At 65.7% G+C, this 26,274-nt stretch carries 24 protein-coding genes and 1 riboswitch; of the genes, 15 read left to right on the forward strand and 9 right to left on the reverse strand.

From position 1 onward, the window contains the following. Nucleotides 1-70 precede the first annotated feature (70 nt). Complete coding sequence (hrpA, locus tag U5A58_RS12775; protein WP_321961685.1) at nucleotides 71-4,720, reverse strand: ATP-dependent RNA helicase HrpA; 4,650 nt, start codon at nucleotides 4,718-4,720, stop codon at nucleotides 71-73. A gap of 23 nt (nucleotides 4,721-4,743) precedes the next feature. Between hrpA and argA the strand changes: the two genes are divergently transcribed. The 3 genes from argA (at nucleotide 4,744) to proP (ending at nucleotide 8,588) form a co-directional block, all read left to right on the forward strand. Continuing rightward, nucleotides 4,744-6,135, forward strand: a complete 1,392-nt coding sequence (gene argA / locus U5A58_RS12780; RefSeq protein WP_321961686.1) for an amino-acid N-acetyltransferase — start codon at nucleotides 4,744-4,746, stop codon at nucleotides 6,133-6,135. A 72-nt stretch (nucleotides 6,136-6,207) separates the two neighbouring features. Next, entirely contained in the window at nucleotides 6,208-6,483 is a 276-nt protein-coding gene (locus U5A58_RS12785; protein WP_069268157.1) for an oxidative damage protection protein, read from the forward strand. Between the two features lie 647 nt (nucleotides 6,484-7,130). Beyond that, nucleotides 7,131-8,588: a glycine betaine/L-proline transporter ProP gene (gene proP / locus U5A58_RS12790; protein ID WP_321909022.1), complete on the forward strand. Its 1,458-nt coding sequence runs from the start codon at nucleotides 7,131-7,133 to the stop codon at nucleotides 8,586-8,588. 66 nt (nucleotides 8,589-8,654) lie between these two features. Here the strand turns inward: proP and U5A58_RS12795 are convergent, their stop codons facing one another. The 5 genes from U5A58_RS12795 to U5A58_RS12815 all read right to left on the reverse strand — a co-directional run bounded on the left by U5A58_RS12795 (nucleotide 8,655) and on the right by U5A58_RS12815 (nucleotide 12,378). Then, nucleotides 8,655-9,134, reverse strand: a complete 480-nt coding sequence (locus U5A58_RS12795) for a metallophosphoesterase family protein (RefSeq protein WP_321961687.1) — start codon at nucleotides 9,132-9,134, stop codon at nucleotides 8,655-8,657. A 41-nt stretch (nucleotides 9,135-9,175) separates the two neighbouring features. Then, entirely contained in the window at nucleotides 9,176-9,550 is a 375-nt protein-coding gene (locus U5A58_RS12800) for a cupin (RefSeq protein ID WP_321961688.1), read from the reverse strand. 10 nt (nucleotides 9,551-9,560) lie between these two features. Beyond that, nucleotides 9,561-10,964, reverse strand: coding sequence for an FAD-containing oxidoreductase (locus U5A58_RS12805; protein WP_321961689.1), 1,404 nt, complete (start codon nucleotides 10,962-10,964; stop codon nucleotides 9,561-9,563). A gap of 372 nt (nucleotides 10,965-11,336) precedes the next feature. Next, entirely contained in the window at nucleotides 11,337-11,591 is a 255-nt protein-coding gene (locus tag U5A58_RS12810) for a hypothetical protein (protein ID WP_415774213.1), read from the reverse strand. 172 nt (nucleotides 11,592-11,763) lie between these two features. Beyond that, entirely contained in the window at nucleotides 11,764-12,378 is a 615-nt protein-coding gene (locus U5A58_RS12815) for a glutathione S-transferase family protein (RefSeq protein WP_321961690.1), read from the reverse strand. A gap of 506 nt (nucleotides 12,379-12,884) precedes the next feature. On the opposite strand from U5A58_RS12815, the gene U5A58_RS12820 reads away from it, so the two are divergent. The 10 genes from U5A58_RS12820 to U5A58_RS12865 all read left to right on the forward strand — a co-directional run bounded on the left by U5A58_RS12820 (nucleotide 12,885) and on the right by U5A58_RS12865 (nucleotide 22,745). Then, a complete protein-coding gene (locus tag U5A58_RS12820; protein WP_321909028.1) occupies nucleotides 12,885-13,133 on the forward strand; it encodes a hypothetical protein in 249 nt (82 codons plus the stop codon). Nucleotides 13,134-13,242: 109 nt separating this feature from the next. Then, complete coding sequence (locus tag U5A58_RS12825) at nucleotides 13,243-14,028, forward strand: class I SAM-dependent methyltransferase (protein ID WP_321961691.1); 786 nt, start codon at nucleotides 13,243-13,245, stop codon at nucleotides 14,026-14,028. Nucleotides 14,029-14,115: 87 nt separating this feature from the next. Next, a complete protein-coding gene (locus U5A58_RS12830) occupies nucleotides 14,116-14,388 on the forward strand; it encodes a hypothetical protein (RefSeq protein ID WP_321909031.1) in 273 nt (90 codons plus the stop codon). A 1,010-nt stretch (nucleotides 14,389-15,398) separates the two neighbouring features. Next, nucleotides 15,399-16,466, forward strand: a complete 1,068-nt coding sequence (locus tag U5A58_RS12835; RefSeq protein WP_321909033.1) for a LacI family DNA-binding transcriptional regulator — start codon at nucleotides 15,399-15,401, stop codon at nucleotides 16,464-16,466. Between the two features lie 201 nt (nucleotides 16,467-16,667). After that, entirely contained in the window at nucleotides 16,668-17,702 is a 1,035-nt protein-coding gene (locus tag U5A58_RS12840; protein WP_415774217.1) for an ABC transporter substrate-binding protein, read from the forward strand. A 20-nt stretch (nucleotides 17,703-17,722) separates the two neighbouring features. Further along, nucleotides 17,723-18,547: an ABC transporter permease gene (locus U5A58_RS12845; protein ID WP_321961692.1), complete on the forward strand. Its 825-nt coding sequence runs from the start codon at nucleotides 17,723-17,725 to the stop codon at nucleotides 18,545-18,547. 25 nt (nucleotides 18,548-18,572) lie between these two features. Beyond that, nucleotides 18,573-19,517: an ABC transporter permease gene (locus U5A58_RS12850; RefSeq protein ID WP_415774214.1), complete on the forward strand. Its 945-nt coding sequence runs from the start codon at nucleotides 18,573-18,575 to the stop codon at nucleotides 19,515-19,517. Then, nucleotides 19,514-20,554 carry an ABC transporter ATP-binding protein gene (locus tag U5A58_RS12855; RefSeq protein ID WP_321961693.1) on the forward strand — a complete coding sequence of 347 codons (1,041 nt, stop codon included), beginning with the start codon at nucleotides 19,514-19,516 and terminating at the stop codon, nucleotides 20,552-20,554. Before U5A58_RS12850 ends, U5A58_RS12855 begins: the two co-directional genes overlap by 4 nt. Nucleotides 20,555-20,576: 22 nt before the next feature. Continuing rightward, on the forward strand, nucleotides 20,577-21,404 hold the full coding sequence (locus U5A58_RS12860; RefSeq protein WP_321961694.1) for a phosphodiesterase: 828 nt from the start codon (nucleotides 20,577-20,579) through the stop codon (nucleotides 21,402-21,404). Nucleotides 21,405-21,530: 126 nt separating this feature from the next. Continuing rightward, entirely contained in the window at nucleotides 21,531-22,745 is a 1,215-nt protein-coding gene (locus tag U5A58_RS12865; protein WP_321961695.1) for an MFS transporter, read from the forward strand. A 15-nt stretch (nucleotides 22,746-22,760) separates the two neighbouring features. On the opposite strand, the gene U5A58_RS12870 is transcribed toward U5A58_RS12865, so the two are convergent. Further along, nucleotides 22,761-23,303 (reverse strand): ferritin-like domain-containing protein, encoded by a 543-nt coding sequence (locus U5A58_RS12870; protein ID WP_321946915.1) that lies wholly within the window; start codon nucleotides 23,301-23,303, stop codon nucleotides 22,761-22,763. Between the two features lie 65 nt (nucleotides 23,304-23,368). Next, nucleotides 23,369-23,530 (reverse strand): DUF1328 family protein, encoded by a 162-nt coding sequence (locus U5A58_RS12875; RefSeq protein WP_158757523.1) that lies wholly within the window; start codon nucleotides 23,528-23,530, stop codon nucleotides 23,369-23,371. Nucleotides 23,531-23,691: 161 nt separating this feature from the next. Here U5A58_RS12875 and U5A58_RS12880 point away from each other — a divergent pair, with 161 nt between their 5' ends. Continuing rightward, nucleotides 23,692-23,829 carry an entericidin A/B family lipoprotein gene (locus U5A58_RS12880; protein ID WP_042264962.1) on the forward strand — a complete coding sequence of 46 codons (138 nt, stop codon included), beginning with the start codon at nucleotides 23,692-23,694 and terminating at the stop codon, nucleotides 23,827-23,829. A gap of 121 nt (nucleotides 23,830-23,950) precedes the next feature. Here U5A58_RS12880 and U5A58_RS12885 read toward each other — a convergent pair whose 3' ends face one another. Continuing rightward, nucleotides 23,951-24,889, reverse strand: coding sequence for an EamA family transporter (locus U5A58_RS12885; RefSeq protein ID WP_321961696.1), 939 nt, complete (start codon nucleotides 24,887-24,889; stop codon nucleotides 23,951-23,953). A 730-nt stretch (nucleotides 24,890-25,619) separates the two neighbouring features. Between U5A58_RS12885 and U5A58_RS12890 the strand changes: the two genes are divergently transcribed. After that, nucleotides 25,620-26,027 (forward strand): GreA/GreB family elongation factor, encoded by a 408-nt coding sequence (locus U5A58_RS12890; protein ID WP_321961697.1) that lies wholly within the window; start codon nucleotides 25,620-25,622, stop codon nucleotides 26,025-26,027. Between the two features lie 73 nt (nucleotides 26,028-26,100). Further along, a riboswitch (TPP riboswitch) is annotated at nucleotides 26,101-26,230 on the forward strand. Nucleotides 26,231-26,274: the final 44 nt, after the last annotated feature.

Consider the following 26,274-nt stretch of genomic DNA (forward strand, 5'->3'; position numbering starts at 1 on the left):
CGCCCCATTTCGAACAAGTGTTATGGCCCGCAATACCGAAAATACGCCGGCAATGGCGGGCAGGTGCGGCTTATCGCTGCATCGATTCCCAAACCTTGTACAGACGCTTCACGGAAACCGGCATCGGCGTGCGCAACTCCTGGGCGAAGAGCGAGATGCGCAGTTCCTCGAGCAGCCAGCGGAACTCCGAGAGACGCGGATCGAAGACACCGCCGCGCTGCGAGAGCGCGCGCTGATACTGCTGCGCGAGCGGCTGAAACTCGGCGGCCTGGCGCGCGTCGCGTGCGGGGTCGGCACGCAGCTTGTCGATGCGCAGCGCGACGCCCTTCAAGTAGCGCGGGAAATGCACGAGCTGCGCATAGGGCGTTTCCAGAATGAAGCGCTTGCTGATGAGCGCGTCGACCTGCGCCTGCATGTCCGCTGCGGGCGCACCGAACGCCTTGGCCTGCACGAGCTTCTTCGCGAGCGACGCATACTCGGCGAGGATCTGGCCCACGAGCCGGGCAATTTCCTGCGCGAGCAGCGACAGACGTCCGCGGCCTTCGTCCTTGCGCGCGTGGAAACTCGCGTCGTCGTCGGGCAGCGGATCTTGCAGGCAGGCGCGGTCGAGCGCGAGTTCGACCAACTGGTCGCGCAGCTCCTCCTGCGTGGCGCGCGCCATGAACTGCATCGCCATCTCGCGCAGGCCCGGCAGATTTTTCTCCAGGTAGCGGATCGGCTCACGCAGCTGCAGCGCGAACAATCGACGCAGCCCCGCGCGATGAATCCGCGCGGCCTCCTCGGGCGAATCGAACACTTCGACATCGCAATGCGTGCCGCGGTCGACGAGCGCCGGATAGCCGAACAGCGTCTGTCCGCCGCGGCGGATTTCCAGCAGCTCGGGCAGCTTGCCGAAATTCCACGTCGTGAGGTTTTCGTAGAGCGCGGTGGCGGGCGCGGCATCTCCCGGCGCGCTCGTGAGCGGCACGTTGCTCTTTTGCGGCGCGTTGGCGCTCGCCCCGCGTTCGGCCTGGGCGATCTGCGCGACATCCCCGCCCTGCGCGTGCGTTTCCAGCGCAGCCAGCGCCGTCGCGCTCGCGAGCTTCTGGAATTGCTGCTGTGCCTGCGCACCAAGTTCGGCGCGCAGTTGCGCAAGGTTGCGGCCCATCGCGAGCTGGCGACCGTGCTCGTCGATCACCTTGAAGTTCATGAAAAGGTGGGCGGCCAGCGTTTCCAGCTTGAAGTCGGCGGATTTCAGCGCGACCTGCTTCTGCTCGCGCACGTCGGCGATCAACGCCTCCAGCAGACCGCCCGCGCCGAAGCGCTCGCCGCCCACACGCTCGGCAAAGCCAGCCGCGTACTCGGGCAACGGCACGCAATGCCGGCGCAGCTTCTGCGGCAGCGACTTCAGGAGCAATTGCGCCTTCTCCTTGAGCATGCCCGGCACGAGCCATTCGCAGCGGCGCGCGTCGACCTGATTGAGCGCGTAGAGCGGCACCGCGAGCGTCACGCCGTCGCGCGGCGAGCCCGGCTCGAAGTGATACGTGAGCGCCATCGCCACGCCCGACATCGTCATGCGCTTCGGGAACAGGTCGGTGGTCACGCCGGCCGCTTCGTGACGCATCAGGTCGTCGCGAGAGAGGTACAACAGACGCAGCTTGTCCTCGGGCTGGCCGCCCTTCCTCACCTCGTCGCGATACCAGCGCTCGAACGACGCGCCCGAGTAAATGCCCTCGGGTATCGCCTGATCGTAGAAGCCGTAGATCAGCTCGTCGTCGACGAGCACGTCCTGGCGGCGCGACTTGTGTTCCAGCTGCTCGATATCGGCAAGCAGCTTGCGGTTATGCGCGAAGAACGCGAGTTTCGTGTCGAATTCGCCTTCCACCAGCGCGCCGCGAATGAAGAGCTCGCGCGCACGCGCCGGGTCCTGCTTGCCGAACGCCACGCGCCGGCGCTGGTACACCGGCAGGCCATAAAGCACCCCGCGCTCGAACGCGCTCACCTGCGCCGCGCGTTTTTCCCAATGCGGCTCGGAAAGCGACTTCTTCAGCAAATGCGCGCCCACCTTCTCGAGCCACTCGGGCTCGATCTTCGCGATGCAGCGCGCGTAGAGGCGGCTCGTTTCGACGAGTTCCGCCGCCACCACCCAGCGCCCCGCCTTCTTCACGAGCGCCGAGCCCGGCCACAAGTGGAACTTGATGCTGCGCGCACCGAGGTAATGCGGCTCGTCGTCGGCCTTCAGGCCGATGTTGCCGAGCAGGCCCGTGAGCAGCGCGTGATGGATCTGCTCGTAGGTCGCGTCGGCTTCGTTGATCCGCCAGCCATGCTCGCGCACCACCGTCAGCAATTGTGAATGCACATCGCGCCATTCGCGCAGACGCAAGTGCGAAAGGAAGTTCGCGCGGCACGCATCCAGCAATTGCCGGTTGGACTTCTTGTGCGCGACGGCCTCTTCGAACCAGGCCCAGATCTTGAGCCACTGGAGAAACTCGGAGCGCTCGTCGGCGAAACGGCGATGCGCCTGATCGGCCTGCTCTTGCGCCTCGATCGGCCGGTCGCGCGGGTCCTGCACCGAAAGCGCGCTCGCGATGATGAGCACTTCGCGCAGCGCCTGCTCGTCGCGTGCGCCGAGAATCATGCGACCCACGCGCGGGTCGAGCGGCAGGCGCGCGAGTTCGCGGCCAAGCGGCGTGAGCGCGTTGTCGTCGTCGACTGCGCCCAGCTCGTTGAGCAGCTGATAGCCGTCGGCGATCGCGCGGCCCGGCGGCGGCTCGATGAACGGGAACGTCTCGATCTCCGTGAGATGCAGCGACTTCATGCGCAGAATCACGGCGGCGAGCGAGGAGCGCAGGATTTCCGGATCGGAGAATCGCGGCCGCGCGATGAAATCCGATTCCTCGTAAAGCCGGATGCAGATGCCATCGGCCACGCGACCGCAGCGACCCGCGCGCTGGTTCGCGGCCGCCTGCGAGATCGATTCGATCTGCAGTTGCTCGACCTTGTTGCGGTACGAATAACGCTTCACGCGCGCGAGGCCGGTATCGACCACGTAGCGGATGCCCGGCACCGTGAGCGAGGTTTCGGCCACGTTGGTCGCGAGCACGATACGGCGCGCGTTCGAAGGCTTGAACACGCGCTCCTGCTCCTGCGCGGAAAGGCGCGCGAATAGCGGCAGGATTTCCGTGTGCGGCGGATGGTGCTTGCGCAGCGCCTCCGCTGCGTCGCGAATTTCGCGCTCGCCGGGCAGGAACACGAGCACATCGCCCGAGCCTTCGCGGCAGAGCTCATCGACGGCGTCGACGATCGCTTCCATGAGGTCGCGATCGGTGTCGCGTTGCGACTTCGCGCCCTTTTCACTGCGCTCGCGGCCCGTCGTGCCCTGCGCATTCTTCACCGCCGGGCTGTCCTCCTGCACCGGCCGGTAGCGCACCTCGACGGGGTACAGCCGCCCGCTCACCTCGATCACCGGCGCAGGCTTTTCCTCGCTGCCGAAGTGGCGCGCGAAGCGATCGGCATCGATCGTCGCCGAGGTGACGATCAGCTTGAGGTCGGGCCGGCGCGGCAGGATCTCCTTCAGATAGCCGAGCAGGAAGTCGATGTTGAGACTGCGCTCGTGCGCCTCGTCGATGATGATCGTGTCGTAGGCCTTGAGCAGCGGATCGGTTTGCGTCTCCGCGAGCAGAATGCCGTCGGTCATGAGCTTGACCGAGGCGCCCGGCGAGAGATTGTCGGTAAAGCGCACCTTGTAGCCGACCACTTCGCCGAATGGCGTATTGAGTTCGTCGGCAATACGGCGCGCCGTGGCCGAAGCCGCGATCCGCCGCGGCTGCGTATGGCCGATCAGACCCGTGCCGCCCGCGCCGAGGCCGCGGCCCAGCGCGAGCGCGATTTTCGGCAACTGCGTGGTCTTGCCCGAGCCCGTTTCACCGCTCACGATCACGACCTGATTCTGCGCAATCGCACGCGCGATTTCCTCGCGGCGGCCCGAGACTGGCAGCGCTTCGGGGAACGTGATGGGCGGGACCTTGTTCGGCTCGACGTTGGCGCGCGGAGCGCGCGCCGGACGTTCGCCGCGCGGCTTGCGTTCGTTCGCTACGGCCGGTTCGGCCATTTCATTCGTTACGGCCGTTTCGTTGCCAGCTCGCGCGGCGCGCTGCTGCGCCGATGGATCGCGTTCGCGCGCAGCTTGCGGCCGTGGCGCGCGTTGCGGTTGATGTTGCGTCGGCTTTTGCTGCTGGGAAGGATCACGCGGGGCATTGCGCGACGGCTTCTGCGATGTGTTATCCGAAGCGTCGCGCGGTGCACGTTGCGTTTGCGCGCGGGCATCACGCTGCGCGTCTGGCTTGCGCGGCGCGCGTGCCTCGCCCTGCTGCGCGCGTTGTCCGCTTTGCGGCGCGCGATTTGGCTCCCCGCGCGCCGGCTGCGCCGCCGCTGGCTGAGAAGCGCTTCGCGCTTCATGAGACTGCTCAGGCTTGCGTGTTTCGCCATGCCCGCCTGGCGCGTCCTTCGGACTCGCGGGCTGCGCTGGCGCGGGCTGTGCCGCACGCTTGTCCTGCACGCGCGCGCCGCCCAGCGCGCCGCCGCCCATGAGCGCGGCAAGCTTGTCCGACGACGCGAGCTTTTCCCCGTCGCCATACTTCTGCGACGCGCTTTTCGCTTTCGCGCCGTCCTGCGCCGTTTCCTGCCCGGCCGGGGTGTTGCTGCCCTGCGCCGAGGCAGGTCTTTTGGGTACATTCGACATGGGGGCGCATTATAATCCCGGGCATGAATTCCCAAACCGACCTCGTCCCCGCCACCGCCAGCGCGCCGGCCTCCGCCGCCGCTGCGGATTCCGACTCGCAGATCATGGCGCAGCACGCGCAATTCGTGGATTGGATGCGATCGGTCGCACCCTACATCCACGCGTTCCAGGGCAAGACATTCGTCGTCGGTTTCGGCGGCGAAGTCGTGCACCAGAATCTGCTCAATGCGCTCGTTGCCGACATCGCGCTCCTGCAGGCCATGGGCATCCAGATCGTGCTCGTGCACGGTTCGCGCCCGCAGGTCGAAGAGCAGATGAGCCTGCACGGCGTCGAGTCCGAGTTCTCGCACGGCATGCGCATCACCAATGCCCGCGCACTCGAATCGGCGAAGGAAGCGGCCGGTGAAGTGCGTCTCGACATCGAGGCCGCGATCAGCCAGGGTCTGCCGAATACGCCCATGGCGCACGCGCACATCAGCGTGGTGTCGGGCAACTTCGTGACGGCGCGTCCGGTCGGCATTCTCGACGGGGTGGACTTCCAGCACACGGGTGTCGTGCGCAAGATCGACGCCGATTCGATCCGCCACTCGCTCGCGAGCCGCAAGCTCGTGCTGCTCTCGCCGCTCGGCTTTTCGCCCACCGGCGAGGCGTTCAACCTGTCGATGGAAGACGTCGCCTCGGCGGCGGCCATCGCGCTGCGCGCCGACAAGATCATTTTCCTCACGGAAACGCAGGGCCTGATCGACGAGGAAGGCGAGCTGATCCGCGAAATGTCGCTCGACGACGCCTACAAGCTGCAGGAAGGCGGCACCGTGCTCGGCGACGAGGGCTTCTATCTGAAGCACTCCATTCGCGCCTGCCGCGGCGGCGTGGGCCGCGCGCACATTATTCCCTACGTGCTCGACGGCGGCTTGCTGCTCGAACTGTTCCTGCACGACGGCGTGGGCACCATGATCTCGTACGAGAACCTGGAAAGCCTGCGCGAAGCGACCCCCGACGACGTTGGCGGCATTCTCACGCTGATCGAGCCGCTCGAAACCGACGGCACGCTCGTGCGTCGCGGGCGTCACCAGATCGAGCGCGACATCGACCATTTCTCGGTGATCGAGCACGACGGCGTGCTCTTTGGCTGCGCGGCGCTGTACGCGTATTCGCAGGAGCGTATCGGCGAGATGGCGTGCCTCACGGTCTCGCCCGAAGCCCAGGGCTCCGGCGACGGTGAGCGACTCCTGCGCCGTATCGAGCAACGCGCGCGGGCACGCGGCCTCACGCGCATTTTCGTGCTCACGACGCGCACCGAACACTGGTTCCTGAAGCGCGGCTTCGTCAAGGCCACGGTGGACGACCTGCCCGAAGACCGTCGCCGCCTCTATAACTGGCAGCGCAAGTCGCTCGTGCTGATGAAACAGCTCTGAACGTTCCCGTCTGCACCGTCCGCAGACAGGGCGCGCCGCCACCCCACACATACGACTAAGGAGAAGCACAGCATGGCCCGTATGATCCAATGCGCGAAGCTCGGCAAGGAAGCCGAGGGACTCGACTTTCCCCCGCTGCCGGGCGAACTCGGCAAACGCATCTACGAAAGCGTCTCGAAGGAGGCGTGGCAGCAATGGCTCAAGCAGCAGACCATGCTGATCAACGAAAACCGCCTGAACATGGCCGATCCGCGTGCGCGTCAGTATCTGATGAAGCAGACGGAGAAGTTCTTCTTCGGCGAAGGCGCCGACCAGGCGTCGGGCTACGTGCCGCCGACCGAAGGCTAAACACCCTTCCGTTGCACGGCGGGATCTGTCCCTGACAGACGAAAAACGCCGCGCCGATCCCCGCAAAAACCGCGCCCCCGGCGCGGTTTTTTTATGCGCTTCATGCGCTTTCCAGGCGGCGGAAACGGTTCCATCGAATCGCGCCAATCCCCCGCCACACGGGGCTTCCAGCCCGCGCCCCAATCCCCGCAGTTGCGGGCGTTTGCGCGATCTTCCGTTATCGTGCTATCATAACGCTTCGTTCAACAGGCATTAGCCATCAATTGCATTCTGGAAGGCGCCCAAAAACGCCGTTGATCCGAATGCGCAGATGACAAAAGGAACGCTCCGCCACGCGGGCTTCTTTTTCGTTTCAGCGGCGCTTTACCGTGCACCTCATGCCGGTCCAGCGTCCTCATGCGCCCTGCCCCCCTTCCACGGCCACGCAGGCGCTACGTTAAACACAATTCGTCCGAGTGTCGTTTCGCGACACCTCAGCATTGCTTTCGTGCGCCGCGCGCCTTGTGCGATGCATCATCGGCCCGCCCTCGTCCCTGACGACATGCGGCGCGCCGTGCGCGAAATGTCGCCGCTATCGCGAAACGGCACTCTCCGGCAACCGTGGCGGGCTCGCGTGGGGCTCGTCGCAGTCATTGGAGATGCAGACCTTGACCGCTTCCACTTCCGGCTCGTCGGCCCAGACCGACCTTACCCTCGACGACATCACGATCGTCGACAAAAGCCTCCTCAAACGCGCCGTCGGCGCCATGGCGCTCGGCAACGCCATGGAATGGTTCGACTTCGGCGTGTACAGCTACATCGCCGTCACGCTCGGCCAGGTGTTCTTCCCGTCGAGCAGCCCATCGGCACAGCTCATCGCCACGTTCGGCACGTTCGCGGCCGCGTTCCTCGTGCGCCCGATCGGCGGCATGGTGTTCGGGCCGCTCGGCGACCGCATCGGCCGCCAGCGCGTGCTCGCGATGACCATGATCATGATGGCCTGCGGAACCTTTGCCATCGGCCTGATTCCTTCGTACCACTCGATCGGCATTGCAGCGCCCGCGCTGCTGCTGGTGGCGCGCCTCGTGCAGGGCTTCTCGACCGGCGGCGAATACGGGGGCGCTGCGACCTTCATCGCCGAATTCGCCACCGACAAGCGCCGTGGCTTCATGGGCAGCTTCCTCGAATTCGGCACGCTGATCGGCTATGTGTTCGGCGCGGGCACGGTTGCGGTGCTGACCGCCATGCTCTCGCACCAGCAACTGCTCGACTGGGGCTGGCGCGTGCCGTTCATGATCGCGGGCCCGCTCGGCCTCGTGGGTCTGTATATCCGCACGAAGCTCGAAGAAACGCCAGCGTTCAAGCGCGAAGCGGAACTGCGCGAAGCCGAAGAGCACGCCCGCCCGAAGCTCACGCTGCACTCGCTGCTCACGCAGCATCTGCGCCCCTTCCTGCTGTGCGTGGGTCTCGTGCTGATCTTCAACGTGACCGACTACATGGCGCTGTCGTATCTGCCGAGCTATCTTTCGGCCACGCTGCACTTCAACGAAACACACGGCCTGTTCCTCGTGCTGATCGTGATGGTCCTCATGATGCCGATGACGCTCGCGTTCGGCCGCCTCTCCGACGCCGTGGGCCGCAAGCCGGTCATGCTCGCGGGCTGCGTGGGCCTGATCCTGCTGTCGATCCCGTCGCTCACGCTGATCCAGACGGGCGAGCTCGTGCCGGTATTCTTCGGTCTCCTGATTCTCGGCGCGCTGCTCTCGTGCTTCACGGGTGTGATGCCCTCGGCGCTGCCGGCACTGTTCCCGACCGCGATTCGCTACGGCGCGCTCGCCATCGGCTTCAACGTGTCGGTGTCGCTGTTCGGCGGCACGACGCCGCTCGTGGCGGCATGGCTCGTCGAGCACACGCAGAACCTCATGATGCCCGCGTACTACCTGATGGGTGCGGCGGTGATCGGCATCATCTCGGTGCTGGCGCTGCATGAAACGGCGCGCCGACCGCTGCCGGGCTCCGCGCCGAGCGTGAGCACCAAGGCGGAAGCGCATGCCGTGCTGCGCGGCGTGCGTCTCGCACGCGAACTCGACGAGGAGTACGCCGTCGGCAACGCAGTGCGCGCCTGATACGGCACCGCTGAAACGCAAAAAGGCCAGCTTCGCGCTGGCCTTTTTTCTTGCGCGCTCGTTTCGTTATTCCACGAGATTGACGTGTTCGACGTGCACTGCGCCGTCCTTCCCGATCGTCAGCGTCGCCGCCGAGATGGGCAGCTTGAAGCGGCGCGGCCCCGCGCTGCCAGGATTCACGTACAGCACGCCCTCGCGCGTTTCCAGCGCAGGCTTGTGCGAATGCCCGCTCACGACTACGGCGATGCCTTCGCCGGCAGGATCGCCGTGCAGATCCGGCAGTTCGTGGACCACCGCAAGTCGAACACCGCCAAGCTCGACGACGGTCTGCACGGGCAACGCCTCGGCCCACGCGCCATGATCGTTGTTGCCGCGCACGGCAGTGAGCGGCGCGATGGCCGCGAGCGTGTCGAGCACGCGCTGATCGCAGATGTCGCCCGCGTGCACGATGGCATCCGCGCCCTCGACGAAAGCGAGCAACTCGGGACGCACGAGATTGTGCGTGTCGGAAACCAGAGCGACGCGCAGGGGATAGTTCGTGGGCATGACATTGCGTATCGGTTCAATAGTGCCGATTATCGCCGCGCTCACGCCTCGCTGTCGCCTTCACCTTGCGCCGCGCCGATATACACCGCGAGCCATACGCTCGGCACGCTCGGATCGGTCCACGACACGCGATGGCGGCAGTGCGCCTGAATATGCACGTAGTCGCCAGGCAGCAGGCGTCGCGGCGGCTGCGCCGTATCTTCGAATTCCAGCGTCGCCGCGCCAGCGAGGAGCGCCACCCACTCTTCGCGCGCATCGTCGTACCAGAAGCCTCGCGGGCTCGCCTGGCCTGTGGAGACGATGCGCTCGATCAGCACCCCGTCGCGCGAAACGAGCGTATCGAAGCGCTCTTCAGTGGCGTCCGGGTTGATGCCTGCAAAGAGGTTGCCAAACGCGGCGCTGTTCGGTTCGTTCATGCAGATGCACTCATTCAAGCGGTTTCAGGCCGTCGAGCAACGTGGGCACCAGTTCGCTCACAGTCGGGTGCACGTGCATCGCGTATTGCAGCGTCGTGTAGGGCGCGTCGGCTGTCATCGTGTCGATGAACGTGTGGATCGCCTCGTCGCCCTCGATGCCGAATATCGCCGCGCCGAGAATGCGCTGCGTTTGCGGATCCACCAGCGCCTTCATGAAGCCGTCGGTCTCGCCGCGTTCGCGCGCGCGGCCCACGCGCGACATCGGCATCGTCGCGATGAGCGCGGGTTTGCCGCGCTCGCGCACGTCGCGCTCGCTCATGCCAACGCGCGCAAGCGGCGGATCGACGTACACGGCGTAAGCGGGAATGCGTGTGTCGGCGCTGCGCGATTTGCCGTCCAGCAGATTCGCCGCGACGATCTGGAAATCGTCGTATGACGTGTGCGTGAACGCGCCACGGCCGTTCACGTCCCCCAATGCCCAGATGCCCTCAACGCGCGTGCGCAATTGACCATCCACAGCGATGAGCCCGTGAGCGTCACGCTCGATGCCAGCGGCGTCGAGCCCCAGATCGTCGGTATTCGGCAGGCGCCCCGTTGCAAAGAGCAGATGCGAAACGTCGAGCGGACCGCTGTCGAGCGCGATGCGCACGCCCGCCTGCCCATCGAGCGGCGCGACGCTGCGCGGTTCTGCGCCGAAGCGAAATTCCACGCCTTCGCGCGCAAGCACGTCCTGTACGGCGCGCGAGAAATCGTCGTCCTCGCGAGCGAACACGCGTTGCCCGCGCACGAGCACCGTCACGCGGCTGCCGAAGCGGCGGAACATTTGCGCGAATTCAAGCGCCACGTAGCTGCCGCCGCAGATCGCCAGATGCGCGGGCAGTTGCTCGAGCGCGAGCAGCGTCGAATTGGTTTCGTAGCGGATCGTCTCGAGGCCGGGAATGGCGGGAATTTGCGCGCGCGTGCCCGTGTTGATGAAGATCTCGGGCGCTTCGAGGTCGATCTGCGTACCGTCGTGCGCAGCGACGCGCACCGCGTGCGCGCCCGTAAAGCGCGCGTGCCCCGTGAACACGGTGACGTTCGGCGTATGGCGCAGCCAGCTTTCGACGCCATCGCGCGACGCGGCGATGATGCGCTCCTTGCGCGCCTTCACGAACGCGAGATCGACACGAACGTCGCCCGGCTGCGCGCCGTTTCCGGGTTGAACGCCGAAATCCGCCGCATGGCGCACCACGTGCGCGGCACGCGCGCAAGCGACGTATGCCTTGGTCGGCGTACAGCCCACGTTCACGCAGGTGCCGCCGAACGACGCGCGCTCGATCACCGCCGTCTTGCGGCCGCTCTCGCCAAGCCGCACGGCGAGCGGCGGCCCGCTCTGCCCCGTGCCGATCACGATCGCATCGAAACGCTGTGCCATGCCGCCCTCCTTTGCCGTTGACCCGAGTTGAGCGCCAGTGGAACCGCGAATGGCGCCTGAGCCGATCCGCCGCGCGCCGTGAACGAGCGGCAGATCGCGCCATCTTACGCGCGACGAATGGCCACCGCCCCCAGTGTGATTCAGCGAATCGGGTCGGTATCGGCGCGCACCGCGATGGACAACGATCGCGCAAAAAAAGAGCCGCCTCACACGTCGAGGCGGCTCACAGGGTGACGTCACAACAGCAAACGGGCGAAGCCGCTGCGCGTCAGGGGGATCGGCGAACGTCAGTGCGCGCTTGCGTCAGGCGTTCGGTGAAGAGGTGATCGGAGATTCAGTCGTTAAAGTCGGACAAATTCAGTGCACGTGCGATCAGTGCACGCAATCGGCGGCCGCACCTTCCCCATGACCCGCGCTCCACAGTTCGCGCGAGCGCTGGAATGCCGCACGCGCGCCGCGCGTTGCCACCATCAGCCCGACTTGCCCCAAGTTGAAGTCGACCGACACCATCAACTGCATCAGGTCCACCATCGGCAGAACCAACGCTGGCTGATACAACTGTCGTTCGATAAAGGATTTCATGACCGCTCCCGCTGCATGCCCCGCGTCCTCCTGACGCAGGGTCATTCGATGGTTGTCATTCTAGGAATGCAGCGTGCGCTGATAAATGGGCCGTCCGCGAAGTCACTTGTCGAAAATCGCAAACAATCGAAACCTGTGTGCAGGCACTGGGGCTCGGCGGCACGCCTGGCCCCGCCACACGGCGCTTTGCGCGAGCGCCGGCTGGCGCGAATGCGCTTCAGTCGAGCGGCGTGGCAACGAATTCCGGCAACGTCTCGGCGCGCGCAGAAAGCGCGGCTATTGCCGGATATCGGGCAGGATCGGCGCAGCCAGGCAGGATGTACTGGTTGAAACGCCACGCAACGGCCGCGGTAATGTCGGCTTGCGTGATACGGCCCGCGCACAGCCAGCCGTCGCGGCCCGCAACGAGCTGGTCGAGCACGGCCCACGCCGCGTGCATCTGGGCGTTCACGCGCTCGAACCACGGCTCGTGCTGGCGCTCGGCGGGGCGCAATTCGCGCTCGTAGACCTGCTGCACCGTCTTTTCCATGGCCGCGAGCGCGAAACCGTTCACGCGCAGTGCAAAAGTCCGCTCCTGGGTCTCCTGCGGCATGAGCCGCTGCCCGGCGGGCACCTTGTGGTCCAGGTAGTCGAGGATCAGCGTCGAGTCGATCAGCTGCGTGCCGTCGTCGTCGATAAAGGTGGGGGCCTTCACGACGGGATTGATCTGGGCAAATTCGTCGTACTGCCGAAAAACCGAAATGCTGCGGTGCTCGAACGGCAGACCGAGCACATGAAGCGAAATCGCGACGCGACGCACATAGGGGGAGTCCATCATGCCGATCAACTGCATGGGTTCACCTCGCACAGGAAAAAAGGGTTCGGGCGTCGATCTTGCAGGAAGCCCCGCCGTATTTCAAGCCAGCCGGGCGCAGCGGGGTCGGGCGTCATGCCGCGGCCCGTGCATGGCGTTCCCGCGCTTCCTCGTTTGTAGCGGGCGGAAAAACAGTGCCGCATGGTGGTTTTCCCGCGGCGCGTTGTGCAAAAACACACCGTGTCGATGTGCCACGTCCAGCTCTGCGCACAACGGAGCTACATTTGTTAGCAGACGTCGAATCTGACGCGTCGCGGCATTGTTGCGACGCAGCGCCCGGCCCTGCGTTTGAGCGCTTTTTTGCCGTGCCACGCTACTCAAGGCACAGCGGCACGAAAGCGCCAAGCGAAGGAGGCCGAAGCATTACGCAGACCACATGAAAGTGCGTTTTTATGCGCCACATGTGCTGCAGTGCATCGCCGGGAAACTCCTGGATTCGGACGCCGAACGGCTGAGATAGTCTGAATGCACAAGGAGACGAAATCATGAGACAAGCATTCAATGTTGGTGTTGTCATCGTCCTCGCACTCCTCCTCGCGAATCGGGCCATGACACGTGTGCAGGCTCACGAGGCTGGCTCGCTGACCTGCGCCCAAGGCTCCGCACTCGTCAAGGCCGAAGCGCTCGTGCGCGGATTCGGCGAGCGCGGCGCGAACAGCCAGAGCGAAAACTTCCTCTCTTCCTGTCTCGTGTCGGGCCAGGGTCAAGTCGGCGACCTGATCGCCCACGACTGATTGCCTTGCGCCGCGCGCCCATCCGGGCGCGTTGCGCGGCGCGGGCGCCGTTCGACGGCGCCGCACGCAGTGCTATGCTCGCTCGCGGACCCACCGCCGGAGCGCGCTCATGAGCAACCCGCCCAACGCCGTACACCACTCGGCTGAACAGGGCTACACGCCCGCCGCAGTTGACCACTACGCGCGCGGCCGCCCCGATTACCCGCCCGAAGTCAACGCCTGGTTGCGCGACACGCTCAGCCTGGGCCCCGGCGCGACAGTCGTCGATCTGGGCGCCGGCACTGGCAAATTCACTCGACGCTTGCTGGAAACCGGCTCCCACGTGATCGCCGTCGAGCCCGTAGCCGCCATGCTGGCGAAGCTTGCCGCCGCGTTACCCGCAGTCGACACCTGTGCGGGTACGGCAGCCTCGCTCCCGCTCGGTGACGCCAGCGTCGACGCGATCGTGTGTGCGCAGGCTTTCCATTGGTTCGCCAACGCGGCCTCGCTCGCGGAAATGCTGCGTGTGCTCAAACCCGGCGGCCGCCTCGGCCTGATCTGGAACCTGCGCGACGCGAGCGTCGACTGGGTCGCGCGGCTCGACGCCATCGTCAACCGCGCCGAAGGCGACACGCCGCGCTACTACACGGGCCAGTGGCGCAATGCCTTCCCGTTTGCCGGATTCGGGCCGCTGCACGAGCAGCACTTCGTGCAAGGCCACACCGGTTCGCCAGAGGACGTCATCGTCGCGCGGGTGAAATCCACGAGTTTCATTGCGGCCTTGCCGCCCGAGGAGCAGGCCCGCATCGAAGCCGAACTGCGCGCACTGATCGATTCGGAGCCCGAGTTGCGCGGGCAAACTGTCGTGACGGTGCCCTACGGCACGGCAGCGTTCCACTGCATCAAGCAACCCTAACGAGCCGAAGCGGAGCCGAAGCGCATTGCTTTGGGTTGCCAATGCCCCGGGTTGGCGGCGAGAATGCTCGCGGACCACGGAGAATCTATGAAAGGTTACGTCCTGTTGTTTGTAATCAGCATGCTGACGGCGTGCACATCGGTGACTGCCGTCAATTCGAGACAGGATGGCCATCTCACCGTCACGAGCCGCGCGCGCTGGGATCTGGTTTCGTGGAATCACGTGCGCGCCGTCGGGCTCAGCGAAGCCGAGGACTACTGCGAAAAGCAGAAGAAGCAGCTACACACGGTCGAGATCCATAGCGAAGGCTTGCGCGGCGTGACGTCACAGACAGTAGAGGTAATCTTCGACTGCATCTGATGCGATCCGCACAGTCTTTTCGCCTACCCGCGCCAGACGGGCGTGACAGCCCGTTTCCCCCAGCGTTGAGGACTCAATTCCTTGCGATAGCGCAATAGTTTGTTGTCGTTCACCCTGATACCCAAAGCGCATGACCGAGCTAAACTGACGATACATTTTGTTACGTTTAGGGCCGAGTCATGTTGACCGCATTCTTCATCGCCTGCCCCTTCGGCATTGCGGCATTGTTCGGATTCGCAAGGCTGATCAATCCCATCACCGGGAAGATCGGCAATCGTTGAGTGCGCAAGCGCCTTGTTGCGGCGCAGCGCCCGACTGATTCACGCGCCGCCATTTCGCGCGGCTGCCATGAGCTTATTCCCGCCTCCTTTCTCTCTTCCCTTCGCCGCAACCGCTCCCCTTTCGTGCGTCCGCGCGGATTTAGCCGTGCAAATAAAAAACCCGCGAAGCTGAACGCTATCGCAGGTTTCAGGATTCCAGCGGAATCCACTGGAACAACATCTGGTGCCGGGGACCGGACTCGAACCGGCAAGCCGTTAGGCGGCGGATTTTCGTCACACCACGTCTTTCGACGCCACGCGTGCCTGTACGGACGCGCGTTCGTGCGCTGGACTATGCCTTCGCCGTCGCGAAGCGCCGCGTGTGTCACGCCGCGCGCGCCTTAGGCGCCCCCCGTCTAGTCTCTACACCTTCCTGACCGCCGCTTTGCGCAGCAGCCGGCTTGGCTCGGCGTTGCCTCGGCGCCTCGCGCGCAACGCGCTTGATGGCCCAGGGGGTTCGCCGAATTTGAGGGGTTCTGCACCGGCCGTTTCCGGTCGGGCACTCAATCGTTTTTTAAGTCCGCTATGTTTACCAATTTCATCACCCCGGCAGGGCGGACGCGATTCTACCATTGTGCGGCGCATGCCCCAAAGCCACGACCGGCTAGCGCGTCCGTCATCTGCCGGTCATACGCATTTTTCATAATCGGCCCCATCGAAAACGTTTACAACGACGCCGGGGCCGCTCGCATGACACCAACCATCAAGGATGTCGCCGCACACGCCGGATTCTCCATCGCCACGGTGTCACGTGCGATCAATGCACCGCACACCGTCAACCCCATCACGCTCGCGCGGGTGCGCGAAGCCATCGACGCGCTGAAGTTCCGCCCGAACCCGCTCGGCCGCCAGTTGCGCGGCGAGCGCACGCGGCTCATCGGCGTGGTGCTGCCCACGCTCGCCAACCCAGTGTTCGCGGAGTGCCTGCAAGGCATCGACGAGCTTGCCTGCGCGCAGGGCTTTCGCCTCATGCTGATGACCACGCAGTACGACGCCGATCGCGAGCGCCACGCAATCGAGACGTTGCGCGCGCAACGTGTCGAGGGCCTGATCCTGACTGTCGCCGACGCCGACACGCACCCGTTGCTCGACGAACTCGACGCCGACGGCCCACTTTACGTGCTGATGCACAACGACACGAAGCGCCGCCCCTCGGTATCGGTCGACAATCACCAGGCCGCCTGCGACGGCGTGCGCATGCTCATCGCGCACGGCCATCGCCGTATCCTCATGCTGGCCGGCACGCTGGCCGCCTCCGACCGCGCGCGCCAGCGTCATGCCGGCTATGCCCTCGCGATGCAGCAGGCCGGCCTCACGCCTGCGCCGGCCCTTGAAATCGATTTCAACGCGCAAGAGCTCGCGCCTTCGGTGCTCGCACATTTGACGAGCGGGCCTGCGCGCCCCACGGCCCTCTTCTGCAGCAACGACCTGCTCGCCATGGTCGTGATGCGCGGGCTGCGCCGCGCACGCCTGCGTGTGCCGCAAGACATGTCGATTCTCGGCTTCGACGGCCTCGCGATGAGCGAACTGCTCGCGCCGCCGCTCGCGAGCATCGGCACACCGAACCGCGACATTGGCCGCGAAGCGTGGCAATGCCTGATGGCGCGCATCGGCGGCCAGTACGCGGGAGCGCTCGCCAATACGCTGCCGCACACGTTGCGCGCGGGCGGCACCATCGCGGCGATCGCCCACGCGCCGCTCGGCGCGCGCGGGGTTGCGATCGATCGCAACCTCGAACTCGGCGGCGCGCTTTCGTGAGCCGCTTTTGCAGAACCATCAGCAGGCCTTAGTAACACACCGAACAACCTGAACAATCCGGGCCGTGCACGCACGCGGCCCTCATCCACCAGTACGCTCTCGCAACCGACCTGGAGACCTGCCGTGACCCGCCGACTCGCCTTTGCCGGCCCGCTTTCGCTTGTACCCGTGCGCGCTGCCCTGCGCACGCTAGCTGCGCCGTTGCGGCGCTTGACTCACCTCTCCCGTACCCTGCCGCTCGTCGCAACCGCCGCCGCCCTCGTGGCCGGTCTTGCTGCGCCGCTCACGGCACAGGCCGATCAAACCGCGATCTGCTACAACTGCCCGCCCGAATGGGCCGACTGGGCAAGCCAGATCCAGGCGATCCAGAAAGAGACCGGCATTCGCGTGCCGTTCGACAACAAGAACTCCGGCCAATCCATCGCACAACTGATGGCCGAGCAGAAAAGCCCAGTCGCCGACGTCGTCTACCTCGGCGTGTCGTCGGCATTCCAGGCGAAGGACAAGGGCGTGATCACGCCGTACAAGCCCGCGCACTGGAGCGACATTCCTGCTGACCTGAAGGACCCGCAAGGTTACTGGTTCGCCATCCACTCGGGCACGCTCGGCTTCTTCGTCAACAAGGATGCGCTCGAAGGCAAGCCGGTCCCGCGCTCGTGGGCCGATCTGCTCAAGCCCGAGTACAAGGGCATGGTTGGCTACCTCGATCCGTCGAGCGCATTCGTGGGCTATGCGGGCGCAGTGGCCGTGAATCTCGCGCTGGGCGGCACGCTCGACGACTTCCAGCCCGCCTTCGAATGGTTCGGCAAGCTCAAGGCCAACCAGCCGATCGTGCCGAAGCAGACCGCCTACGCGCGCGTGCTCTCGGGTGAAATCCCCATCCTGCTCGACTACGACTTCGACGCCTACCGCGCCAAGTACAAGGACCACGCAAACGTCGAATTCGTCATCCCGAAGGAAGGCACGATTTCGGTGCCCTACGTGATGAGCCTCGTGAAGAACGGGCCGCACGAAGCGAACGGCAAGAAGGTGCTCGACTTCGTGCTCTCCGACGAAGGCCAGAAGCTCTGGGCGAATGCTTACCTGCGCCCGGTGCGCGCGAGCGCGCTCTCGCCGGAAGCGGCTTCGAAGTTCCTGCCCGCGAGCGACTACGCGCGTGCAAAGCCGGTGGACTTCGCGAAGATGGCGGCGCAGCAGCAGGCGTTTGGCGAGCGCTATCTGCAGATCATGCACTGAGACTTCGGCTGATCACTTCCATGCATGACCTCACTTTTCCGTTGCGCTGGCGCGTGGCGCTCGTCGCGCCCGCGCTCGCGGTGTTCCTCGCATTCTGGCTGCTGCCGATGATCGCGCTCGTGCAGGTGAGCGCCGACGGACACTTCATCGAGACTTATCGCACGCTGCTCACGAATGGCCGCTACATGAGAAGCCTCGCCGCGACCATCGCGCTCTCGGCCGCCGTCACCGCGGCCACGCTCGTGATCTCCACGATCTGCGGCCTTCTGCTCGCAAGGCGCACGTTCGCGGGGCGCCGTGCGCTCGTCGCGCTGCTCACGTTTCCGCTTGCGTTTCCGGGCGTGGTAGTCGGCTTCATGGTCATCATGCTCGCAGGCCGCCAGGGACTCATCGGCGCGCTTTCGCTGCGGCTCACCGGCGAGCGCTGGGTCTTCGCCTACTCGATGGCGGGACTCTTCGCGGGCTACCTGTACTTTTCGATTCCGCGCGTGATCGTGACCGTGATGGCCTGCGCAAGCCAGCTCGACGGCTCGCTCGAAGAAGCCGCGCGTTCGCTTGGCGCGTCGTCGTGGCGCGTGCTGTGCGATGTGATCCTGCCCGCGCTCGCGCCCGGCCTCGTCGCTGCAGGGGCGATCTGTTTCGCGACCGCGATGGGTGCGTTTGGCACGGCGTTCACGCTCGCCACCGACATCGACGTTCTGCCGATGACCATCTACACCGAGTTCACGCTCAACGCCAACATGGTGACGGCGGCGGGCCTGTCCATCGTGCTCGGTCTCGTCACGTGGGCGGTGCTCACGCTCGCGCGCAGCGTGACGGGTGCGGCCGTCGCGGCTACGGCATGAGCACAGTGGTTTTGAGGATTCCAGAATGAATTCGGTCGTCAATTCCGCAGCTTCGGCAGCGCAAGACATGCACGAGGCGCCGGGCCAGCCGCCTGCCGCGCGGCGGCGCGTCGCGCTGCCCTCGGCGCGCGCGTGGATTACTTGCGCGCAATGGCTCGTCACGCTCGCCACGTGCGCGTTTCTCATCGTGCCTGTCGTGATGTCGATCGTCGCGGGGCTCACCGTCAACTATTTTCGTGGCGTGGCGAGCGGCCTCACGCTGCGCTGGCTCGACCAGGTCTGGACGCAGTATCACGCGAGCGTATTCCTCTCGCTCGAAGTGGCGGCCGCCACGCTCGCCATCACGCTCGTGACCGGCGTGCCCGCGGGCTATGCGCTCGCACGCAGCCGCACGCGCCTCTCGCGTTTCATCGAAGAGTTGCTCGTGCTGCCCGTGGCTCTGCCCGGCCTCGCTTCGGCGCTCGCGCTGCTCGTGGTGTACGGCGGCTTCAGCACGTTTCGCATGAGTGCGGCGTTCATCGTGGTCGGCCACGTGGTGTTCACGCTGCCGTTCATGGTGCGGCCCGTGGCGGCCGTGTGCGCGTCGGCAGACCTGCGCACGCTCGAGGAAGGCGCCGCGAGCCTCGGTGCGCGCTTCTGGCAGCGCTTCACGACCATCGTGCTGCCCAACGCGCGCCCCGGCATCGTGGCAGGCGCGCTCGCGGTGCTCACGCTCTCGATCGGCGAATTCAACCTCACGTGGATGCTGCACACGCCCGACACCAAAACGCTGCCAGTGGGCCTCGCGGACACCTACGCATCGCTGCGCATCGAAGTGGGCAGCGCCTACACGATACTCTTCTTCCTCATGACGATGCCGCTGCTCGTGGCAATGCAATGGCTCGGCGTGGACGTACCTGGCGCCTCAGGAAAGCCAACTGGCAAGCCGCGTCTCGCAGGCCAGCAAAGGAACAACAAGGATTCCGAATGAAACTCGAACCGATCCCGATTACGCTCACGCGCTGCGCGAAAACGTTTCGCGGCACGCGAGTGCTCGAACCGCTCGACCTCGCGATCGGCGCAGGCGAAACGCTCGTGTTGCTCGGCCCTTCGGGCTGCGGCAAGACCACCACGCTGCGCATGATCGCGGGTCTGGAAACGCCCGACGCCGGCGGCCGTGTCGCTTTCGGCGACGAGGACGTGACCGCGCAGCCTATCGAGCAGCGCAAGGTCGGCATGGTGTTCCAGAACTACGCGCTCTTTCCGAACCTCGACGTGCGCGGCAACATCGGTTATGGCCTGAAAATCCAGCGCGTCCCCGCCGCCGAGGCGCGCGCACGTGTCGACGAACTGCTCGCGATGATGCGCCTCGAAGCGCACGCGGCCAAGCCCATCAACCAGCTTTCGGGCGGCCAGCGCCAACGCGTGGCGCTCGCGCGCGCGCTGGCGCCGCACCCGCGTGTGCTGCTGCTGGACGAGCCGCTCACCGCGCTCGATGCACGCCTGCGCGACACCCTGCGCGGCGAGATGAATGCGCTCTTGCGCGAACTGGGCGTGACGACGGTCTATGTCACGCACGATCAGGCCGAGGCGATGGAACTGGGCGACCGCATCGTCGTGATGAGCGCGGGCCGCATCGAGCAGATCGGCACGCCGCGCGAGATCTACTTCCAGCCTGCGAGCCGTGCAGTCGCGCAGTTCGTCGGCACGCTTAACCGGATCGCCGGAGAATGGCAAGGCGGCATGCTGCGCACGAGCGGCGGCGCCGTGCCGGCCAACGCGTCCCAAACGACCGGCGCCGCCGAACTGTATTTCCGCCCCGAAGACGCCACGCTCGCCGACCCGGTCGGCGCACAACTGCGCGGCGTAATCGAACAGGCGACCTTTCTCGGCGAGCGCACGCGCCTGACCATCGGCGGCGCCGCGCCCGATGCCCTGCTCGTCGACGTGGCGGGCCGCATCGAGCTGGCGCGCGGCACGCCGGTTGGCATCTCGATCGCCCCTGAAGCACTCATTGCGCTTGCGTAAATCTTACAAAACGAGGACTACCATGCTGCTCGCCCAGATCAGCGACCTGCACATCAAGCCACCGGGCGCGCTCGCCTATCGCCGCGTCGATACGGCCGCGAGCCTTGCACGCACCATCGCCAGGCTCAATGCGCTCACGCCGCGCCCGGACGCGGTGCTCATGACCGGCGACCTCGTCGATCAGGGCTCGCTCGAAGAATACCGGCACCTCAAAACGCTGCTCGACACGCTCGAGATTCCGTACTGGCTCCTGATCGGCAACCACGACGCGCGCGGGCCGCTGCGCGAAGTGTTTCCCGATCGGCCCGAACTGCGCGAGGGCGGCGAGTTCGTCCAGTACGCGGTGGACCTCGGCGCGCTACGCGTGATCGCACTCGACTCCATGCAGCCGGGGCAAAGCGCGGGCACGCTCTGCGAAGCGCGTCTTGCGTGGCTCGCGCAGCAGCTCGAGGCGGCGCGCGGCAAGCCCGTGGTGGTCGCGCTCCATCACCCGCCGTTCGACTGCGGCATTGGTCACATGGATGCAATTCGCCTCGACGACCGAGCCGCGCAGGCGCTCGAAGCGCTCGTGGCACGGCATCCCAACGTCGAGCGCGTGCTGTGCGGTCACGTGCACCGGCCCATGTTCGTGCGCTTCGGCGGCACGATTGCCTCGGCCGTGCCCGCGCCCGCTCACCAGGTCACGCTCGACCTCGCGCCCGATGCGCCCTCCACCTTCACGCTCGAGCCGCCCGCCTTTGCGCTGCATCGTTACGATCCGAACGGCGGGATCGTGACGCACCACGAGTACGTCGAGACGTTCGACGGCCCGTATCCGTTCTACGAGCCCTCGGGCGAGCTGATCGGCTGAATGCGCAGCTAGACGCACGCCTGGCGGCGCGTTCCCGCGCCGTCAGCGCGATTGCGCGCGCTCCGGTATGATCGGCACGCTCGAAGCTTGTCTTCCGTCTGACCGGGCGCCACCCGCATTTCGCTCATGTCCACACCTGATTCCGCAACCGCTGGCGAAAGCCAGTCGCTGCGCGGCCTGCTGCTCCTGCTCGCGACCATCGCGGGCGTCACGGTCGCGAACATCTACTTCAACCAGCCGCTGCTAGACGACTTCCGCCAGAGCTTCCCGGCCGGCGCGGCGTGGATCGGCGCCGTGCCGGCGGGCACCCAGCTCGGCTACGCAGCCGGCATGCTGCTGCTCGCGCCGCTCGGCGACCGCTACGACCGCCGCCGCATCATCCTGCTGCAAACGGCCGGCTTGTGCGTCGCCCTGCTCGTCGCGGCCACCGCGCCGTCACTTGCCGTTCTGGTCGGCGCGAGCCTCGCGATCGGCATCCTCGCCACCATCGCACAGCAGGCCGTGCCGTTTTCCGCCGAACTCGCGCCGCCCGAGGCGCGCGGCCACGCGGTCGGCACCGTGATGAGCGGGCTCTTGCTCGGCATTCTGCTCGCGCGTACGGCGGCCGGGTTCGTCGGACAGTACTTTGGCTGGCGTGCGGTGTTCGGCGCGTCGATTGTCGCGCTGCTCGTGCTTGCGGTCGTGATCGTGAAAAAACTGCCAAAGAGCCAGCCCACCTCGCAGCTCGGCTACGGCAAGCTGCTCGGCTCGATGTGGCATCTCGTGCTGGAGCTGCCCGGCCTGCGCGAAGCGTCGGCAACGGGTGCTTGCCTCTTCGCCGCGTTCAGCCTCTTCTGGCCCGTGCTCACGCTGCTGCTCGCGGGCGAGCCGTTCCATCTCGGGCCGCAGGTGGCGGGGCTTTTCGGCATCGTCGGCGCGGCGGGCGCGATGGCCGCGCCCATGGCGGGCCGCTCGGCCGACAAGCGCGGGCCGCGCGCGGTCATCACGATGTCGATCGTGCTGATGGCGCTCGCGTTCGTTATCTTCGCGTTCTCCGGCAAGAGCCTGATCGGCCTCGTGATCGGCGTGATCGTGCTCGACGTCGGCGTGCAGGCCGCGCAGATCTCGAATCAGTCGCGCATCTACGCGCTGCGCCCCGAGGCGCGCAGCCGCGTGAATACGGTGTTCATGGTCTGCTACTTCATTGGCGGCGCAACCGGCTCCGCCGTGGGCGTGACGGCCTGGCATGCGTTCGGCTGGATCGGCGTGTGCGTGGCCGGCATTGCGTTCACGGCTCTCGCGGGCTGGATTCACCATGCAACGCGCCCGCGCGTGGGCACGGGCGCACAGGCTTCTTCCTGAGGGCGAGTCTGCGCGCTATTTGTGCGCGTACAGCAGGTCAGTCATGTCGTCGGCGTGTTCCTCTTCCGTCGCGAGGATTTGCTCGAAGATGCGCCGCGTGGTCGTGTCATCGTGGCCGAGATAGTTGATGATCGCGCGATAGCTTTCGATCGCGATGCGCTCCGCGATCAGATTCTCGCGGATCATGTCCTTCAGGCCGGCGCCTTCCTTGTATTCCGAGTGCGAGCGCTCGACCAGCGTCGACGGCGAGAAGTCAGGCTCGCCGCCGAGTTGCACGATGCGCGCCGCGAGCATGTCGGCGTGCTGCTGCTCCTCGTTCGCGTGCTGAAGAAACTCGGCCGCCACCGACTCGGACTCGATGCCCTTCGCCATGAAATGGTGCCGCTTGTAGCGCAGCACGCACACGAGTTCCGTGGCGAGCGAATCGTTGAGCAGCTTGAGCACGGTCTGGCGATTCGCGGGGTAGTCCGGCGTGACCGATCCCTGGTCGAGATTGCGGCGCGCTTCATCGCGCACGCGTTTGAGATCGAACTCGAACGAAGCGTGTGTCTTCGACATCTGACTCTCCTTCAAACATGGCATGCATGAACGGGGTGGTGCGCAGCGGTTTGGCATTGCGTGCGTCATCCGTGCATCACGCCTAGCAATAGCGTGACCACGAAGACCACGAGGAAGATGTAGAACAGGATCTTGGCGATTTCGGCCGCGCCCGCGGCAATGCCGGTGAAGCCGAACACAGCGGCAATGATCGCGATGATGAAAAACACGATGGCGTAGTGAAGCATGGCGTAGTCCTCCTTGTGGCCGGATGTGCTGCGCTATGTCGCGCCTGCATCGGTGCTAGCGCAAGCAGCGGACCTGATGGCGGACACATAGGGAGGCACAAATGACCGGGCACGCGACGTGCTGGACAGTGGCCACCTTTGACACCGTGGAGGACTTCCTCATGAAACGCCTGATTGCCCTCTTTCTCGTTACCGCTTCGCTGGCAGCGCTTTCGGCCTGCAACACGATGGCGGGTGCCGGCGAGGACGTTTCCGCGGGCGGCCACGCCCTCACGAACTCCGCGGAAAAGGCCAAGTAATCGCGTCTGGCATCGATCGGTCAGCGACGAAGATGCGGCCGCTCCGAACCACACATGCGGGGCGGCCGCGCACGCCAATGTGGCGCGATGAGGCGAAGCGCGTCGCCGCGAAAGGATGAGCTTAGGAGGACGTGCGGCGGCGGTCGTCGAAGAGAAACGACAAACCCACGCTACCGAGAATCAGCACGGTCGCGACGACGGTGCCGCTCGTGACCGGCTCGCCGAGCAGCAGCGCGCCGAGCGCGACGGCAACAACGGGATTCACGTACATGCAACTGCTCGCCACGAGCGGGCTGGTATTGCGGATCAGATAGCCATACGCGACATAGGCCGCCATCGTGCCGATGAACATCAGGTAGAAGAACGCCACGAGCGGCAGAACGTGCAACTCGCCCATGCGCTCGCCGCTAATCCACGCGACCGAGGTTGAAATGGCGCCGCCGAGGCCGATTTGCAGCGCCGTCGCGATGAACAGATCGGTAGGCAACCTGAGCTTGCCCGCCAGATGTGCGCCGATCGCCCAGAAGAGCGCGCCACACAGAATCGCGAGGCTGCCGCCCGCCGAACCCGAAGCACCGCCGCCATGACTCAGGATCGCAATGCCGACGAGGCCGAGCGCGACCGCGGCCCATTCGGCCTTCGCCACGCGCCGCCCGGTCACCGCCGAGATCACGGTCGCGAAGAGCGGCACTGTGGCGACCATCACGGCCGCCGTGCCAGTGCCCACGGTCCGCATGCCGTAGGCGAGCATGCCGCTCGACAGGCCCACGAGCAGCGTGCCCACCACGCCCGCGTTGCGCACTTCGAGGAGGGTCGGCATGACGGGTCGCCGGCGCATGGCAAAGACGAACAACCCGATCCCGGCAAGCAGATTGCGCAAACCGGAGAGCAGCAGCGGCGGGAACGATTCGAGCGCAACCTTCACGCCGAGATACGTCGAGCCCCAAACGAAGTAGACGACCGCGAGCGAGAGCGCGACGCGCCCGGCGCGCGACTGCGGCAACCGCACGCCGCGCACGAAACGCCATAGCGCGGCGGCGGCCTGAAGGACCGTTGACATGAAGGATTGGGGGTTCACGCGGGAAGGAAAACGGGGAGGCATCGTCATTTTGCCGCGGCACATGAAGGGCAGAACCGCGGGCGCCCCGGCGGCAAGGCGGCGGGACGGGTGAAGCTCGACGGCATGGTGCAGATGCGCAAGAACGCGAAAAAGGACGGAGTGCGAAGGACACCCGGGACGGGCGAACCGCATTATGCAACAACGCCGGTCGTCGCGGATGCTTTCAGGATGCTTTATGCGCGGTGTGTCGTTGTGTTCGCGTCACAGTGCGAAGCGCGAGCCGGAATGGCCGATCGCGCACCCTATCGCGGTGCTGCGACAGCGTCGCGCCAGGTTCGTGAGATCGTGCTAGCATGGTCGAATCTTTCGTTTAACTTTCATTTACTTCATTTCTAACACGCCGTTCGCCATGTTTTTGCTTGTTTCGCGTCCCGTCCCCGTCTTGCCGCCGCGCAGTTTGCGCAGCGCGCCGGCGCGTGCGCGAGCCGGCCGCGAGCGAACGGCGGCGCGGCCGCTGTCCACCCGAGCGCGCGCCCTGCCTCCTCTGTCCGCCCCGCTTTCCGCCGCCCGGCGTCCGCACTGAACCTGCCTCCCCAAGCCATCGGAGCCGTTCGGTCGGGCTCCGGGCCGATCCGTTGCGCCCCGCTGCGGCCCGCGCGCCATTGCGCGATTTCGCCCGCCAGCCCTCGCCCGTCCCTCGACTTTCATCTGGATCGCAAGGAGAACCGTCATGTCGAAAAAAATCCGCTACCTCACCGAACTCGACGTCGCCCGCCTCGAGAAATGCGCCGCTGAACCCGGCGCCGCACTGGCCCGTCAAACCATGCTCGACGACCTGCTCGAACACGCCGTAATCGTGGAGCCGCGCGACGTCGCCGCCAATGTCGTGACGATGAACTCGCAGGTGACGCTCGTGGACGAGCGCAACGGCGAAGCCCTCACGTACACCGTCGTCTATCCCCATGAGGCGAACGTCGACGCCGGGCGGCTGAACGTGTTTTCGCCAGCGGGTCTCGCGCTGCTCGGCGCCAAACGGGGCAACGCCGTGCGCTTCACGACGCCGGGCGGCGCGGTCGAAACACTGAAAATCGAACGCATCCTGTTTCAGCCAGAAGCCTCGAAGGATTTCACGCTGTAAGTTCCGCGCGCGTGACACATCTCGCGCGCGAAGGCACTTGCCAGATCGTCGCAGCGCGGTGTATCGTTTGGCCTTGCTTACGCGGGGGTCCTGCGTTATGCGCCGCATCGAACGAAAGTCGTGCTGCGTATTTCGCGGGTGAGAAATACCCTTTGAACCTGATCTGGATAATGCCAGCGCAGGGAAGCGTCCGGACTTCGCAACATCGCTCAACGCCTCATCCATCACAGCGAAGTCCGTCCACGTT

Origin of the sequence: Paraburkholderia sp. J7 (assembly GCF_905220155.1) — a bacterium.
Classification (GTDB): Bacteria; Pseudomonadota; Gammaproteobacteria; order Burkholderiales; family Burkholderiaceae; genus Paraburkholderia.